The sequence below is a fragment of the Gallaecimonas mangrovi genome, from assembly GCF_003367375.1.
Lineage (GTDB): Bacteria > Pseudomonadota > Gammaproteobacteria > Enterobacterales > Gallaecimonadaceae > Gallaecimonas > Gallaecimonas mangrovi.
On sequence record NZ_CP031416.1, the window covers coordinates 1,180,203 to 1,196,043 of the forward strand.

Below are 15,841 nucleotides of genomic sequence, written 5' to 3' on the forward strand. Positions count from 1 at the left end.
GCTTTTGTCGTGGTTAACTAGCACCAAGCTGAAGTCTTAGGGTGTTGAGTTAAGGAATGAAAAAACAGGCATTGCGAAAGTGGCTATGGGGTGGTTTAGGGGTAGTAGTGTTAGCCGGTGTTGGCTATCTGGTTGTCCCTAAACCACCTAAACATAATTTTCTGACCGTGGCGGTCAAACGCGGCAATATTGAAAGTGCGGTGTTGGCTTCCGGGGTATTAGAACCCTCCCGCGAAGTAGACGTGGGTGCCCAGGTATCGGGGCAGTTGGAAAGCTTAAAGGTTCACCTGGGTGAAACCGTTAAGAAAGGCCAGCTGCTTGCCGTTATCGACCCTTCTGTGAAAGAAAACGACCTTAAATCTGCCCAGGCTTCTCTGGACAACATCCGTGCTCAAAAACGCGAAAAAGTGGCGGTGCTGAAACAGTACAAAGCCCAGTATGAGCGTGAGCAGGCGATGAGTAGCCAAGACGCGGCGGCCATTGAAGATCTGCAATCGGCTGAGGCTAACTACCAGAGCACCAAAGCCGAAATTGACGCATTGGATGCGCAAATTGTGTCGGCCGAGGTCGATGTCAGCACCGCCAAAACCAACTTGGGTTACACCCAGATAACGGCGCCCATTGATGGTGTGGTGACTTCCATTGTCACCAAAGAAGGGCAAACCGTTAACTCCAACCAAAGTGCGCCGACCATTTTGGTGTTGTCCGATTTAGATACCATGACCATCAAGGCCGAGATCTCAGAAGCCGATGTCACTAAGGTGCAGTCTGGGCAGTCGGTGTACTTCACTACCCTGGGTGAGCCCAGTAAAAAGTACGACGCTAAGCTTGCCAGCATTGACCCTTATCCCACCATCATCAGTGGCGACTCCAGCACCGCAACCACCGCCAGTGAGATAAGTGATGCCATTTATTACTACGGGCTTTTTAACGTTAAAAACCCGGGGCATCGCTTGCGCAAATTCATGACCGCAGAAGTGCATATTGTGTTGTCTGACGCCAAAAACGTGCTGACCATTCCCATCTCGCAGCTGGGTAAATCCATGGGCGGTAACAAATACATGGTGTCGGTTATGGGCCCTGGCCACCCAGAGCGCCGCGAGATCACCACCGGTATTCGTGACAACATCAATGTGCAGGTGTTAAGTGGCCTTAATGACGGTGACAAGGTCATCGTTGGCGACAACTCCATGCAATTTAGCGCGGATGACGATCATCACCCCCATGGTCCCTTCGGATTCTAAGTTATGGCTGCATTACTCGAATTAAATGGTATATGCCGCTATTTCCGCTCAGGGGATGAAGATGTAGCGGTACTTAAAGATGTCAATCTGAGCATTGAATCCGGCGACTTGGTGGCCATTGTCGGCCAGTCTGGCTCCGGTAAATCAACGCTAATGAACATCCTTGGCTGTCTGGATAAAGCCTCTGAAGGCCAGTATCTGGTGGCAGGCAAGGACGTTAGCACGCTGGATGTGGACGAGCTTTCCACCCTGCGCCGTGAACACTTTGGCTTTATCTTCCAGCGCTATCACTTGCTGACGCATTTAGATGCCGTCGATAACGTGCTGATGCCCGCTATTTACACCGGTGCCGGTAAGCAGCAACGCCGCGAAAGGGCCAAGCAGCTCTTGGCCCGGCTAGGTCTTGCCGAGCGCGGCCATCACAAGCCGGGGCAACTGTCCGGTGGTCAGCAGCAGCGGGTCAGTATTGCCAGGGCGTTGATGAATGGCGGCCAGGTTATTTTGGCTGACGAACCCACCGGTGCCTTGGATACCCAAAGCGGTAAAGAGGTGCTGGCTATTCTCAATGAGCTGAATGAGCAGGGCCATACGGTCATTATCGTTACTCACGATATGGAAGTGGCCAGCCATGCCAAGCGCATTATCGAAATTCGCGACGGCGAGATAATCTCTGATAGCCGCAACGCCCCCGAAGAAACGCCGGTTGCCGCGCCTAAACATGGCGACGTGGCTGAAAAGCCGACCGGTATTGGCCGCTTTTTCCCTGGCTGGGGCCGTTTTGGTGAAGCCTTTAAGATGGCCGCCATTGCCATGGCGGCGCACCGGATGCGCACCTTGCTCACCATGCTGGGCATCATTATCGGTATTACGGCGGTGGTAAGTGTGGTGGCCGTGGGGCAGGGCGCACGCCAGCAAGTCATTAAAAACATTAACGCCATTGGTACCAATACCATTGATATCTTTGCCGGTACCGGCTTTGGTGACAGGCGAGCGGCAAGGGTGCAAACCCTGGTGCCCTCGGATCTGCAAGCCTTGCAGGCACAGGTCTATATCGACAGTGCTACCCCTAACCTGTCTGATTCAGTGAAGGCCCGCTATGGCAATGTGGCATCCGATGCCACGGTGCGCGGCGTGTCAGAACAATATTTTGACGTTGAAGACATGACCATGGGCGAAGGGGAGCGCTTTACCGCCAAAGACGTGAACAACATGGGGCAAGTGGCGGTAATAGACAAAGCCACCCAAAAAGCCTTCTTTGGTGAAAATGGCCAGGCGATTGGCAAAGTGATCATGTTGGGTAATTCTCCCTTTACCGTGGTCGCGGTAGCCAATGACAAAGCCAGTGCCTTTCGCTTTGACCAGAACCTGCAAATTTATGTGCCCTACACCTCAATGATGGGGCGGATGCTGCGGCAAAACTACTTCAGCTCTCTGACGGTGCGGGTTGCCAATGGCGTTTCTAACGCACTGGCCCAAAAGGGTATCACCCAGCTGCTGACCAACCGCCACGGCAAGGTGGATTTCTTTACTCGCAGCTCTGACAGCATCTTGCAGGCCGTGACCAAAACCACCGCCACCATGACCTTACTCATCTCTTCTATCGCCGTTATCTCGCTGGTGGTGGGGGGCATAGGGGTAATGAATATCATGCTGGTATCGGTTACCGAGCGAACCAAGGAAATTGGTATTCGCATGGCGGTTGGGGCGCGGCAAACCGACATCTTGCAGCAGTTTCTTATTGAAGCGGTGCTGGTGTGCTTGCTGGGCGGCCTTATCGGTATCTTGTTGTCCTTTGCTGTTGGCGGCGTTGTGGCTGCCACCAGTAAGTCGCTACAGCTGAGTTTTTCGGCAACGGCCATCGCCGGCGCCTTTATCTGTTCATCCTTGATTGGTGTGGTATTCGGTTACTTACCTGCCCGCAATGCCGCCAAGCTTGACCCCATTGAGGCCCTTGCTCGTGAATAAAGTCAAACCTGTTCTGACCGCCATTACCCTTGCTCTGGCGCTTGGCGGGTGTGCACGCAGCGACTATCATCGCCCCGATGTGGCCACCCCCAATAACTGGTCAGCGCCGCTGACCGGCAAGGCTTATGCTGCCAACAACAAATGGTGGCAAAGCTTTGGCGACCCGAAACTGGATGCCCTGATTGAAAAGGTGCTGCAAAGCAATAACGATTTGGCGGTGGCGGCATTAAAAGTCAAAGCCGCTCGCCTTAACGCCGGGCTGACCAACACCAACTTAACCCCCGATGTCTCCGCCGGCATTGATGCCAGTAAATCGAAAGATCTCAAGCATGGCACCAGCAGTGACGCCAGCTACTCGTCTACCTTGAGCCTGTCGTACGAGGTTGACCTGTGGGGGCACTTATCGTCGGCCCGTGATGCCGCCGAGTGGGAAGCCATTGCCACCGAATACGACCGTCAGGAATCGGCATTAGCGTTGGTGGGTACCACCGCAGACTTATATTGGGAACTGGGGTATTTAAACCAGGCCATTGCCGACGGCAAAGCCAGCATCGAGTACGTGAAAAAGACCCTGGCACTGGTGGAGATTCGCTACAAAGCCGGCAGTGTGTCGCGGTTAGAACTGCTAGAAGCGCGCCAGGCGGTGGCTTCGCAAGAATCTGACCTGGCCTCGCTTGAGCAGCAGCGCGCCGAAGACCGAAGCGCCTTGGCGATATTGTTCAACCATGGCCCCGAAACCAAAGAAGCCGAGCCGCAAACCCTGCCTGACCAGGCACTACCGGCGGTACCTGCAGGTTTGCCCGCCCAGCTTTTAGCCAGGCGCCCCGACTTACAGGCGGCAGAATGGCGCTTAAAAGAAAGCCTGGCCGACGTTGATGAAACTCGCGACAGCTTTTTGCCTACTCTCACCTTAACCGGCAGTCTTGGCACCAGTTCCGATGCGCTTAAAAATGTACTGGAAAATCCCATTGGCACCCTAGGTGCCGGGCTGACCTTGCCGTTTTTAGAGTGGAATACCCGTAAATACACCATCAAGGTGTCTGAAAACGCTTATCAACAAGCGGTAGTGAACTTCAGGCAAAGTATTTATAGCGCCTTTAAAGACGTTGAAGACGCCTTATCGGCACGGGATAACTACCTGCGCCAAGGAAAAGCGTTAGAACGCTATTACCAGGCCGCCAAGGAAGCCGAAAGCATTGCCAAGGTACGTTACGAAAACGGCGCTACCGATGTGCAGGACTTTCTTGACCAACAGCAAGCGCGCCGCACCGCTGAGTTGTCGGTGGTGCAAAACCGCTACAACCAGCTGTCTAACCTGATGACGCTTTATCAGGCGCTGGGCGGCGGGGCCGAGAAAACCCTTGGCCCAACCGCCAGTACCCATTAAAAAAAGCCGCCCTTGAGGCGGCTTTTTTGTCACTAGCTGGCCATGGCCGCTTTGAGTGCCGCTAGGCTTTCGCCGCTTGGGAGCCCGTGGCGTTTTGCTGCCAGGTAATGGTCGGTAAAGGCGGCAAGGTAGGCGCTGAGCTTATGGGCGTTAGCCGTTTCACCGGCCTGTGCCATTAGCATGGCAGCCACTTCGGCGGTACAAAGGTGCCCGTCTTGGTGCTGGTCCCGCAAGGGGTAATTTGACAGCACGGCATCATCAATAGATGTGACACTGAGCTTATCAAGGTAGCGGCTGGAGCGAAGCATTTTGGCCGCTTGGGGCCAGGTTGCATCCAGAATAAGTAACTTTACCGGGCCGCTAGCCGGCAGCGGGGCTTGGCGTTCTTTTGCCACATAGTGACTTGGAAAAACAATGCGGGTGTCTGGGGCCAGCCAAGCTAACAGCGCCGGGTCGGGGGTGGTGCGATGCCAGGCGAAGGCGGCACTTTTCGGCATTAAATCACAAATAAGTTTACCGGTATTGCTGGGCTTAAAAGGCTCATTACGGTGCATCAACAAGCCAAATTCCAAACGGCTGCTAAGGGCTTTTTTTTCACCACATAGGCAAAAGTCCGGCACCAGTGCGCAGTGCTCGCAGCGCACCACTCTGGCACCACGCGCCAGGTAAGGGCGGCGGCTGTCGGTTTTCAGGCGCGCTTTTAATTGCAATACCGCGTTCATGTTGCTCCCACAAAAAAAGGCCCTGACGGGCCTTTTTATCAAGCCTTAGGCTTAGAGGCGGTCCAGGATGGACTGGGTGAAGTCGGTGGTGGAACCGTTACCGCCCAAGTCGCGGGTAGTGCGGTCGCCAGACTCAATCACCTCGGTTAAGGCTTTACGGATCTTCTCGGCCTTGTCTTGCATGCCTAAGTATTCGAGCATCTGGATAGAAGCCAGAATGACGGAGCTTGGGTTAGCAATGTTTTTACCGGCGATGTCGGGGGCTGAGCCGTGTACGGCTTCAAAGATAGCAGCGCCAGCACCGATGTTAGCGCCAGGCGCCATACCCAGGCCACCGACCAAACCGGCGCACAGGTCGGAAACGATGTCGCCGAACAGGTTAGTGGTCACGATAACGTCGAAACGCTCGGGGTACATCACCAAGTTCATGCAGCAGGCATCAACAATCATTTCTTCAAACTGGATGTCGCTGTAGTTTTTGGCAACATCACGGGCCACTTCCAGGAACAAGCCCGAGGTGGTTTTTAAAATGTTGGCCTTGTGAACGGCGGTGACTTTTTTGCGGTTTTCGCGGCGTGCCAGTTCAAAGGCAAACTCAACGATACGCTTGGCACCATCGCGGGTGATAAGTGACTTGGCTTCAGCCTGGGTGCGATCGTCGTTAACGATTTGGCCAGCACCGGAATACATGCCTTCGGTGTTTTCACGCACGGTGATGATATCAATGTTCTCGTAACGGGCCTTGGTGCCTTTAAAAGACAGTACCGGGCGTACGTTTGCGTAGAGCTGGAATTTTTTACGCAGTGACACATTGATAGAGGTAAAACCGCCACCCACTGGGGTAGTCAGCGGGCCTTTCAGGCTTACCTTGTTTTTTTCGATAAGGTCCAGCGTGCTCTGGGGCAGCAATTCGCCGGTTTCTTCCAAAGCCGCTAGACCTGCTTTGGCAAAATCGTATTCGAAGTCGCAGCCTGCTTTTTCGAGGACTTTCAGGGCGGAATCGATAATATCAGGACCGATCCCGTCTCCAGGGATCACGGTAATACGTTGTTTGCTCATGACGCACGGGCTCCGCAATTTACTTGCTTGGTATTGTAGTAGGTAGAGGCGACCGTACTGCCGCACTTGCCACAGCCCGGTGCCTATAACCGCGAATTTATACCACGTTCAGTGTTATTTCTCCATGTAAAGCGGTGTTACGACATATCAATTGGTCGTTGGCTGGTGGCGGTTTGTAGCCTGTTTATTGGTGCTGTTAATGGCCGTTGTTACACTCGACACAAATCGATAACAGGAACAATCATGCCGATGTTTCGCGTCTTACTGCTAAGCGCTTTACTCACTACCCCTGCCTTGGCCGCTGGCAGGCCGGTCACCTTGCAAGACTTAATGGCTTTTAAAGCCTTGGAAACGCCAACCGTGGCTGAGAACGGCAAGGTGATGGCTTTTTCAGCCCAGCCAGACCGGGGCGACCCTGTTGGTGTGGTGCGCCTGACCGATGGCAGCAAAAAACTGACGGTTGAACGTGGCACCGAGCCAACATTAACCCCCGATGGGCGCTATGTAGCGTTTTGGCAGCAGCCAACACTGTTGGCGCAAATAGAAGCCAAGCAACAAAAGAAAAAGGATAAGCCGCAAAAAGGCCTGGTGGTGATCGACAGCCAAACCGGGGCCAAGCAGCTGTTTGCCGATGTTAGCCGCTTTGCGCTGGCTGATAAGGGCGGCAAACTGGCGGTTGAAATGGCTGAAAAATCCGCAACCAAGGCTGATGACGACAAAAAAGCCAAGGCTGTCAAACAGCTTTGGCTGGTAGACCTTACCTCTGGTAAACGCCAAAACCTGGGCGCTGTGGGCGACTTTGCCTTTAAGCCGGCAAGCGACGTACTGGCCTACGCTTTGGACCCTAAAGATGACAGCGCTGCCGGTGAGGTGCATTTACTGGCCGCTAAAGACCAGCTGCTGCAAAGCCGCAGTGGCCAGCTGTACCGGGACCTGACCTTTAGTAAAGACGGCAAACAGTTTGCTGCGCTACGTGGCCCTAAAAAAGAGGACGATAAAACCCGCGCCTATCAGGTGCTGGTCTTACAGGGCAGCCGCTTGCAGGCGCTGGTTACGCCGCAAGACAACTTTTATGTCAGTGCCCCTAATGAACTGCGCTTTAGTGAAGACGGCCGCCGCCTCTTTGTTGGCCGCAAACCCGTTGTAAAGCCTGATACCCGAACCACGCCGGATGTGCACAGCCAGGCCGATTTAACCAATATTGATAAAATCGTTGCCAGCCGAACCCTAGAGGTATGGCAGGGCGATGACCCACGTATTAAGCCAGAGGAAAAACTCACCTACAAAGAGCGCCAAAAGCACCTGTATTTAGGGGTTTTTCACCTCAACAATGGCCGCTTTGTGCAGTTGGCTGACCGCAGCATGCCGGATGTCACTGTCGGTGAACAAAGCGGATTTTTACTGGGCGCCAGTGATATTCCCTACTTAAAAGCGGTTACCTGGAATGGTTTTTACAGTGATTACTATGCGGTGAACCCCTCGACCGGTGAGCGCACGCTGATTGCCAAGCACCTTAGCCAGCAACCCAGCCTGTCGCCACAGGGCCACTATGCGGTGTTCTTCCAAGGCGGCGACGTCAAAATTGCCGACATACGCCGCCACAAAGTGCTGAACCTGACCAAAGGTTTGCCAATCGGCTTTGGCAATGAAGACAACGACTACCCGGCGCCGGCGCCAGGCTACGGTTTTGGTCCTTGGTACAAGGATGGCTCGGCGGTACTGGTCTATGACAAGTTCGATGTCTGGCAGATGGGCAGCAACGGTAAAGCTACCCAGCTAACCCACAAGCGTGCTGACCAGTTGGAACTGCGGGTGGTGACCCCTGATGCCGACCAGCCTTATGTGGCCAAAGGCGACAAGCTGCTGCTGACCGGCTATTCCGACAAAGACAAATACACCGGCTTTTTTAGGCTAACCCTGGGCGAAAGCGGCGTGTCGCCGTTGCTGGTTTCCCCGAACACCTATCAGTTTGTGGCCAAAGCCAAAAACAGCGACACCTGGCTTTTCAGCAAAGAAGCCTTTAGCGAGTTCCCTGACTTGTGGGTGGCAAAAAGCGATTTTAGCGCGCCACGTAAACTGACCGATGTTAACCCGGTAACCAAAGAGTTTGCCTGGGGCAAACCGGAGCTGGTGCATTGGCACAATATGGATGGCACTCCCCTTGATGGTGTGCTCATTAAGCCAGCGGGTTATCAGCCCGGTAAGCGCTACCCGGTATTGGTGTACTACTACCGCTTTATGACCGACCGCCTCTACCGTTTTAACGAGTTTAAAATCAACCACCGCCCTAACTTTGCCTATTACACCTCGCACGGTTACGCCATGTTCCTGCCTGACATTCGCTTTGATGTGGGCACGCCGGGTAAAAGCTCGGTATCAGCGTTGGTGCCAGGGGTGCAAAAACTGATTGATATGGGCATTGCCGACCCGAAAGCCATTGGCCTGCACGGTCATAGCTGGTCTGGTTATCAAACTGCCTATGTGGTGACCCAAACCAATATCTTTGCCGCCGCGGTGGCCGGGGCACCGGTAACCAATATGACCAGCGCTTATTCGGGTATTCGCTTGGGCAGCGGTCTTTCCCGCCAGTTCCAATATGAAACCGGCCAGAGCCGCATTGGCCAGAGCCTGTTTGAAGCGCCGGAGCTTTATATCGAGAACTCGCCCGTCTTTTATGCCGACCGTATTCATACACCACTGGTGATTGAATTTGGCGACAAAGACGATGCAGTGCCCTGGCAGCAAGGTATTGAGCTGTATTCGGCCATGCGCCGATTAGACAAACCCGTGGTTATGCTGCAATACGAGGGGGAGCCTCACCACTTAAAGCAATACGGCAACAAGCTCGATTACACCATCAAGATGAAAGCGTTTTTTGACCACTTCTTAAAAGGCGCGCCAGCACCTGCCTGGTGGAGTAAAGGCCAGCCTTACCGGCCAGCGCCGAAAGCCAAAGAGCAGGAAAAAGCTCCTGCAAAAGTATAAAAAAAGCGGCCTTCGGGCCGCTTTTTTACCAAGGTAGTGGTGTGCCATCAAAGCTTTGAAATTGCCCTGACTGATTATCATCAAGGCTTGCAATACGTTCACTAAGGCCTGCAGCCGAGGTGCCAACATCCAATAGCGCACGCGGGCCGCCCATATCGGTTTGCACCCAGCCTGGGTGATACAAACCCACCTTGATACCCTCGCTTTTCAAATCGGCCGCCAGGCTTTTGGCTACGGCATTCAGCGCCGCCTTACTGGCCCGGTAGCTGTAGAAACTGCCGGAGCCGTTGTCGGTCATGGACCCCATCAGGGAAGTAATAAACACCAGCTTTTTAGCCTTGCCTGCCAGCAGGTTTGGCAGCAGCGCCTGGGTTAGCAGCAGCGGCCCCAGGGCATTGACTTGCATGCTTTGCAAAAAGTTAAAAGCGTCGATATCGTCCAGGTCGTGCTCGGGATAGAGCACACCGGCGTTATTGATAAGGATATCGATGGGCGTATCGGTTAAGGCCTTGGCTAAGGCTTTAATACTGGCAGGTTGGTTTAGGTCAAGGTGCAGCGCCTCGGCGCCGAGGCTGGTGAGCTTATGGGCGTGGCGTTCGTCTCTAACGGTGCCAAAAACCCGGTGGCGCATGGCGTAAAAACTGGCCAGCTCTAGGCCGATGCCCCGGCCAGCCCCTGTAATTAACACATTCATCCGGCTCCCCTTCTTAACTCTGACAAACCAAAGGGCAGAGGCAAATCACAGCGCAGGGTAACCAATTCCTTCGCCAGCAGTGCCGCCTCCTTGTCGGCTTGTACTTTCAGCACTGCCTTATCGCTAGCCTCTGATGCCAGTATGTCAGCAAGATGACGATATTGCCCAAGAAGCTGCATCGCCGTTTTGGCACCGACGCCGGTCACCCCTGGCACGGCATTGGTGCTATCGCCGGTCAGCGCCAAGTAGTCGGTCAGCTGAGAAGGCCTTATGCCGAGCTTTTGCTGCCAATGCTCGCCGCCGAGAAATTGGCGGCTAAAAGCATCAAACTGCACTACGCCGGCATCGAGCAGTTGTGCGTAACCCTTGTCGGTTGAAACCACTGCGACCGCCACGCCATGGCTGCGCGCAGCTACGGCGGCGCTGGCGATAAGGTCATCGGCTTCTTCGCCGTCAGGAAACCAGCTTTTTAGCCCTAATTGTTGCCAAGCTTGGCTGATGTCGGTGAGTTTTGGAACCAGATCTTCCGGCATTGGGCTGCGCCCGGCTTTGTACTGCGCAAAGCGTTGGTAACGCCAAGACGGTGCCTTGCCATCAAAAACGGCCAGGGCATGGCTGGGCTGAAGTTCATCAGCGATGCGCTGCCAGGCGCTTTCACAGGCTTTAACCACCTGCGCACTGTTAGCAGCATGCAGGCGGCGAATAAGATTTAAGGCATCAATTAAAACCAGACGGAGCATTAGTTTCGGGCAATTTTGTAGCAGGGATGATAGGCGGTGCCGGGTAATTTCATACGGCCCTGGAAGACGAAGTCTTTCAGAAGCTTGTCCATATCGGCCATGATTTTCGGGTCGCCGTCGATAACAAAGGGGCCGTGCTTTTCAACGGCGCGAATACCTTGTTCTTTGACGTTACCGGCAACAATGCCCGAGAACACCCGACGCAGGTTGGCGGCCAGAGCCACTTTACTTTGCCCAGGGTGCAAATGCAGATCGCGGATATTTTCGTGGTTGGGCTCGAAGGGCAGCTGCAATTCCGGCTCAATTTTTAGCGACCAGTTGTAGTAAAAGGCATCACCTTCTGCGCGCCGGTAGGCCAGCACTTCTGGCATGGCAGCTTTGAGGTGGCGGGCTACCATGTCGGCATCGTCAATGATGATTTGATAATGGTTGGCGGCTTCTTCGCCCAAGGTGGCACGAATGAACTCATCGAGCTTTTTAAAGTAACTGGCGCTTTGCTCGGGGCCAGTGAAAACAACAGGCAACGACTGCTTGCGGTTTTCCGGGTGCATTAATATCCCCAGCAGATAAAGGATCTCCTCGGCGGTACCCACACCACCCGGGAAAACAATAATGCCGTGGGCCATACGCACAAAGGCTTCCAGCCGTTTTTCAATGTCCGGCATGATGATCAGTTCGTTGACGATGGGGTTAGGTGGCTCGGCAGCAATAATGGACGGTTCTGTTAGCCCCATATAGCGTGCGCCACCTACCCGCTGCTTGGCATGGCCGATGGTGGCACCTTTCATTGGCCCTTCCATGGCGCCCGGCCCGCAGCCGGTGACAATGTTGAGTTCACGAAGGCCAAGCTGATACCCCACCGCGTGGCAATAATCGTATTCGGTATCACTAATGGAATGGCCGCCCCAGCACACAATCATGTTGGCTTCACCGCTGGGTTTTAAGGCATCGGCGTTACGCAGCATCGAAAACACCAGGTTAGTGACGTGGCTGGCCTGGGTGAGGTTAAGGTCGTCTTGGGCCTGCAGGCGTGTGGAAACGTACAAAATATCCCGCAGCACCGAGAACAGATTTTCGTGAATACCGCGAATAAGTTTGCCGTCAACAAAGGCTTCTTCCGGCGGGTTGACCAGTTCCAGTTTCACACCGCGCTCCCGGCGCAGGATGTTCACTTCAAAATTCTTGTATTTTTCTAATATTTCTTTGCTGGAGTCGGTTTTGCTACCGGAATTGAGTACCGCCAAGCAGCAATTTCGAAAGAGTTGGTAAAGGCTGGAACGGGAACTGGCTTTGAGGCTATCGACTTCCAATTGCGACAGCATACTCATACTGCCGATGGGACTGAGCTGTACGATCATCCTTACTCCACAGACAAAATCACGACTTGGTCACGGCCATTGTGCTTGGCTTGATACAGCGCTTTGTCAGCACGTTCAAAGGCCACCATGGGTTGTTCTGAAGCATGCACTTCAGTGGCACCGATAGAGACGGTCACTCTGACATCTTCTTCTTTGAATTTAAAAGGAATACTACGTACTGCTTCGCGAATTTTTTGTAATGGCCGCTGAATGTCTTCGGCCTTGAGTTCTGGAAACAAAATCACGAACTCTTCGCCGCCAAAGCGGGCGATAAAGTCGGTATCTCGCAGGCAGCGCCTGATGGTGCTGGCAATCACTCTTAAGGTTTTATCGCCGGCACTATGGCCGAACTGATCATTAACCTCTTTAAAGTGGTCAACATCCAAAATGGCTAGCCACAAAGGGTGGCCAAAGCGTTGTAGCCTTTTATGTTCTGACAAGAGCGCTTCATCAAATGAGGCCCGGTTGGGTAACTGGGTAAGGCTGTCGTGCAAGCTATCAAGGCGCTGCTGAGCCAACTGTTCACGATATTGGCGGGCTTCGGTTTCTAATTGCGTCAGCTGCTGGCGCAGTTCTTCAAGCTGCTGCTGGTGCGTTTGCCGGTGTTGCTGTTCTTGCTCGGCTCTTTCCTGCCAAAGCTGGCTAAGGGCTAAGCGGGCGGCGTTGGCTTGCTGCCAATCCTGGTCGGCAAAGCCGCTCTCTAGGCTGTTAAGGGCGCCTTGCATGTCGTTATCGAACTGCTGTTGCCATTCGCCTGATTGCTGATGCGATGCCAGTACCTTGTCATTGTGAAGATGTAATTCTTTTAGCCTGCCCGTCGCCTGCGCCAAAAACTGCTTGGCTTGGTTGCGTTCTTGCTCTAACACCGAGGTCAGCACGTTGATAAATTCAATGCACAGTACCAGTAGCTCGTCTTGGTTGATGGGCGAGAGCAGCCGGCGCCTTATTTGGTGTAACTCGTGGTCAGCGCCCGACAGATGCAGCCGGGATATAAGAGTGACCAGCTGATTAATTTGCTCGGAAACGGAGGTTGCAGGCTCATGCTCCGGGGCGGGTAAAGCGGCAACTCTCACCAGCAGGTTTAGGGCGTCTTGGGTGAGCGGCAGTAACCGATAAAGGCTTAGCCTTGGCAGCTGTAAATCGCCCAATAGCACCTTTAACCGGCTACGAAGATCAACGGGAATATGCTGCATTTGGTTTAAATGCCGCAAAGAGCCGTTAAGGTTGTCTTGCCAGCCACTGAGCCATTTCTCATGCTTTTCTTGCTGGCCGGCAAGCTGGTTGTTCAGGGCTTTTAAGTGGAATTGATTGTCGCTGATTTTCTCAGGTGTCCAAATGAGGCTGGACAGGCTTTGCAGCTGAGTATCAAGCTCGGGATCGAGACCAAAGGCGAGGTGGCAGGTGCGTTGTAATAACTGACCCATCAGCTCAAGCTGCTGATTTAATTGTGTGACTTGATGCGGCAAACTAGCCGTGGCATTGACGGTAGCTTTGGCATCCAGATCGTTATTATGACTCATATAAAGGCACGATCCTCTGCTGAGCTAGGGCTATTACCCTTCATGAGTTGCTGCCGGGCGGACAATAGCTGCAATCGTTGCGTTAACTCTGCATAAGATAGCCCAACCACCTTAATAGTACCGTTCTGCATCGCCTCCCCAAGGCGTGAACGCAGCGGCTCTGATAAGGCTGACGGTAAGGTGCAGCTTTGCCCCAGTAACCACAAATCATAGTGTGGCAGTTCAATACTCCCAAGACTTTGCAGCAATAACAATGCTTCGAAGATAGTCATCGCCGAGCCGACCCTGGGGTGATAAGGCAGTAGCGGCAACAAGGTACTGGCAATATTGAGCTGATGCATGCTCAAAAAGGTGCCCTGGGCGGCAGCATGAATATGTTGGCGTAGCCGCTCGGTTAGCTGCATTTCTTTACCGGATGCCGGGCTTGGCAAGATAAAGAGCAAATAGTCTCGGGAGGGCTGCACCATCATCCTGGCTTCTGGAAGTGCTTTTTTAAGGCGGTCTGCAAAACGGCGCAGCTCATCTCGCGTTGCTTCAAAGCCATAGGTTTCATACGCCAGGCCCATACCTGGCATAGAGCAAAGCATGGCTGCTAGTGGTTGATGCACGGGTTGGTTTTGGCCAACGGTTGTGACTTCCATGGCCCGGCGTAGCTCTGCCAATAAATATTCGCCCTCGGAAAGGTAGCCTTGGAGATTAAAAAAGCCGGTTGCCGGATGCAAAAAGGCTTGGCTAAGCCGATTTTTACGCTGTTTTCGCCGTATGCGAAGCAGCCAAAGCCAGGCCATAGAGGCACCCAACAGCAGTGCCAGTGGCACACTTAGTAGCAGCCAATAGAGTGAGACCCCCAGCGTTTTGGTCGGCGTTGTTGGAACGGGGGCAATAACTTTGACGGTGACAGACTGTGGCTGCACATGTTCCTTGGGCAGTGCCTGGCGCTCTATTGACACGCTAAGCGCTTCTTTATACATGCCTTTTTCCCGGTACACGCTGACCAAGGTGTCCATGATTTCCTTGCGAAGGTCGTATTCAATCACCGGGTTATCTTTGGCGCCAGCAATGGCTTTTTTTAGTTCACTGACGGTGTTATCCAACTGATGTTGCTGGCGATAAAGCAGAGCCAGTTGATAATGCGCCTGGGGTTCATAAAGGCTCAGATTATGGCTGCGCATCAGCAGCAGAGCTTGGTCTAGGAAGGTCCTTGCCTTTTTATATTCGCCCATGATCCGGTAGGTTTTACCAATGTCGGTCATCAGGTGGCTGGCATAAAGGTCATTTTTTAGCTGGTTGAGCAAGTCTAGGGCGTTGTAGAACTGCATGATGGCCATCTTGGGCTGATTCTCAGCCAGCATCATTTCACCCAAATAACGGTAGGTTTCAGCGGTACCGATTTGGTCGTTACTTTGCTGAAAAATACTCAGCGCATTCATCAGCTGCTGTTTGGCTTGCTGATATTGGCCAAGATCTTTGTAAATCATGCCCTGGCGGCTCATGGCTGTGGCTTGCTGAAGGGCGTTATGGGTTTGCTCCGCTTCCAGCTCGACTTCTTTGAGTAAGGTTAACGCCTGAGCCGTGTGGCCTTGGCGCCGTGCCAGGGCGGATTCCAACGACTTTACAACCAAAAAGGTGTTGCTATCACCGCCCAATTTGGCAAAGCGGTAGGCTTCGCTGATTAACGATTGGGCGCGGTCAAGGTCGCCGTTAAGGGCGTAGCTGTTGGCTGCAAAGGCAGTAATTTGTGCGCAATAGCGGTACGCCGTCATTTGGTTAAAGGGGCGGCAATAGCTCATGGCTTCTTCTAGAAGCGGCAATGCCTTGGTGAGGTTCGAGCTTAGCCGCTGGGCAACGCTGGCCCGTAAAAAGGCGTAGTCAGCCTTAATGAGTGGATCGATACCTTCACCGGCTTGCGCTTTTAGTTTGGCAAGGGTGCTGTTGAGGTCGTTAGGGTTGTTATGGGCCATAAACTGCACCCAGCCTTTAAGCAGTAAGGCCTGGAAGTGCACCGAGCCTTCTTTAGGGTCGTCCAAAGCCTGGTTTGCTAAATCGAGTGCCTGCTGGCTTTGTTCAGGAAGCGCCATGCGTGCGTCTAACAGCTGATCTGAGGTTACCGCCAAGGCAGGCCAGCTTAATAAAGTAAGACACAGCAAGAGTTTTTTCATAAGCGAGT

Annotated in this window: 11 protein-coding genes; 4 read left to right on the forward strand and 7 right to left on the reverse strand. The window is 53.4% G+C overall.

Annotation, left to right across the window (positions count from 1 at the left end):
- The first annotated feature begins 56 nt into the window (after window positions 1-56).
- The 3 genes from macA to DW350_RS05590 are packed head-to-tail and all read left to right on the forward strand — an operon-like array spanning window position 57 to window position 4,596.
- A complete protein-coding gene (gene macA / locus DW350_RS05580) occupies window positions 57-1,244 on the forward strand; it encodes a macrolide transporter subunit MacA (protein WP_115717928.1) in 1,188 nt (395 codons plus the stop codon).
- 3 nt (window positions 1,245-1,247) lie between these two features.
- Window positions 1,248-3,209 (forward strand): MacB family efflux pump subunit, encoded by a 1,962-nt coding sequence (locus DW350_RS05585; RefSeq protein WP_115717929.1) that lies wholly within the window; start codon window positions 1,248-1,250, stop codon window positions 3,207-3,209.
- A complete protein-coding gene (locus tag DW350_RS05590) occupies window positions 3,202-4,596 on the forward strand; it encodes an efflux transporter outer membrane subunit (RefSeq protein WP_226911398.1) in 1,395 nt (464 codons plus the stop codon). Before DW350_RS05585 ends, DW350_RS05590 begins: the two co-directional genes overlap by 8 nt.
- A 32-nt stretch (window positions 4,597-4,628) precedes the next feature.
- Here DW350_RS05590 and DW350_RS05595 read toward each other — a convergent pair whose 3' ends face one another.
- Entirely contained in the window at window positions 4,629-5,318 is a 690-nt protein-coding gene (locus tag DW350_RS05595) for a tRNA-uridine aminocarboxypropyltransferase (RefSeq protein ID WP_115717931.1), read from the reverse strand.
- Between the two features lie 51 nt (window positions 5,319-5,369).
- Window positions 5,370-6,377 (reverse strand): isocitrate dehydrogenase, encoded by a 1,008-nt coding sequence (locus tag DW350_RS05600; RefSeq protein ID WP_115717932.1) that lies wholly within the window; start codon window positions 6,375-6,377, stop codon window positions 5,370-5,372.
- A 243-nt stretch (window positions 6,378-6,620) separates the two neighbouring features.
- Here DW350_RS05600 and DW350_RS05605 point away from each other — a divergent pair, with 243 nt between their 5' ends.
- Window positions 6,621-9,362: a S9 family peptidase gene (locus DW350_RS05605; protein WP_115717933.1), complete on the forward strand. Its 2,742-nt coding sequence runs from the start codon at window positions 6,621-6,623 to the stop codon at window positions 9,360-9,362.
- 25 nt (window positions 9,363-9,387) lie between these two features.
- On the opposite strand, the gene DW350_RS05610 is transcribed toward DW350_RS05605, so the two are convergent.
- Genes DW350_RS05610 through DW350_RS05630 form a run of 5 tightly spaced genes read right to left on the reverse strand, consistent with a single transcriptional unit; the run spans window position 9,388 to window position 15,752 of the window.
- A complete protein-coding gene (locus DW350_RS05610) occupies window positions 9,388-10,056 on the reverse strand; it encodes an SDR family oxidoreductase (RefSeq protein ID WP_115717934.1) in 669 nt (222 codons plus the stop codon).
- On the reverse strand, window positions 10,053-10,796 hold the full coding sequence (gene xni / locus DW350_RS05615) for a flap endonuclease Xni (protein ID WP_115717935.1): 744 nt from the start codon (window positions 10,794-10,796) through the stop codon (window positions 10,053-10,055). Before xni ends, DW350_RS05610 begins: the two co-directional genes overlap by 4 nt.
- Window positions 10,796-12,154: a nucleotide 5'-monophosphate nucleosidase PpnN gene (gene ppnN, locus DW350_RS05620; protein WP_115717936.1), complete on the reverse strand. Its 1,359-nt coding sequence runs from the start codon at window positions 12,152-12,154 to the stop codon at window positions 10,796-10,798. The genes xni and ppnN overlap by 1 nt, the downstream gene beginning before the upstream one ends.
- Window positions 12,155-12,156: 2 nt before the next feature.
- On the reverse strand, window positions 12,157-13,674 hold the full coding sequence (locus tag DW350_RS05625; RefSeq protein WP_115717937.1) for a GGDEF domain-containing protein: 1,518 nt from the start codon (window positions 13,672-13,674) through the stop codon (window positions 12,157-12,159).
- Complete coding sequence (locus DW350_RS05630; protein ID WP_192954820.1) at window positions 13,671-15,752, reverse strand: tetratricopeptide repeat protein; 2,082 nt, start codon at window positions 15,750-15,752, stop codon at window positions 13,671-13,673. The genes DW350_RS05625 and DW350_RS05630 overlap by 4 nt, the downstream gene beginning before the upstream one ends.
- Window positions 15,753-15,841 lie beyond the last annotated feature (89 nt).

Excerpts from the sequence above, each read along its gene's own strand:
- macA (WP_115717928.1), top strand. The coding sequence starts at position 57 with ATGAAAAAACAGGCATTGCGAAAGTGGCTATGGGGTGGTTTAGGGGTA.
- DW350_RS05585 (WP_115717929.1), top strand. The coding sequence starts at position 1,248 with ATGGCTGCATTACTCGAATTAAATGGTATATGCCGCTATTTCCGCTCA.
- DW350_RS05595 (WP_115717931.1), bottom strand. The coding sequence starts at position 5,318 with ATGAACGCGGTATTGCAATTAAAAGCGCGCCTGAAAACCGACAGCCGC.
- DW350_RS05600 (WP_115717932.1), bottom strand. The coding sequence starts at position 6,377 with ATGAGCAAACAACGTATTACCGTGATCCCTGGAGACGGGATCGGTCCT.
- DW350_RS05605 (WP_115717933.1), top strand. The coding sequence starts at position 6,621 with ATGCCGATGTTTCGCGTCTTACTGCTAAGCGCTTTACTCACTACCCCT.
- DW350_RS05610 (WP_115717934.1), bottom strand. The coding sequence starts at position 10,056 with ATGAATGTGTTAATTACAGGGGCTGGCCGGGGCATCGGCCTAGAGCTG.
- xni (WP_115717935.1), bottom strand. The coding sequence starts at position 10,796 with ATGCTCCGTCTGGTTTTAATTGATGCCTTAAATCTTATTCGCCGCCTG.
- ppnN (WP_115717936.1), bottom strand. The coding sequence starts at position 12,154 with ATGATCGTACAGCTCAGTCCCATCGGCAGTATGAGTATGCTGTCGCAA.
- DW350_RS05625 (WP_115717937.1), bottom strand. The coding sequence starts at position 13,674 with ATGAGTCATAATAACGATCTGGATGCCAAAGCTACCGTCAATGCCACG.
- DW350_RS05630 (WP_192954820.1), bottom strand. The coding sequence starts at position 15,752 with ATGGCGCTTCCTGAACAAAGCCAGCAGGCACTCGATTTAGCAAACCAG.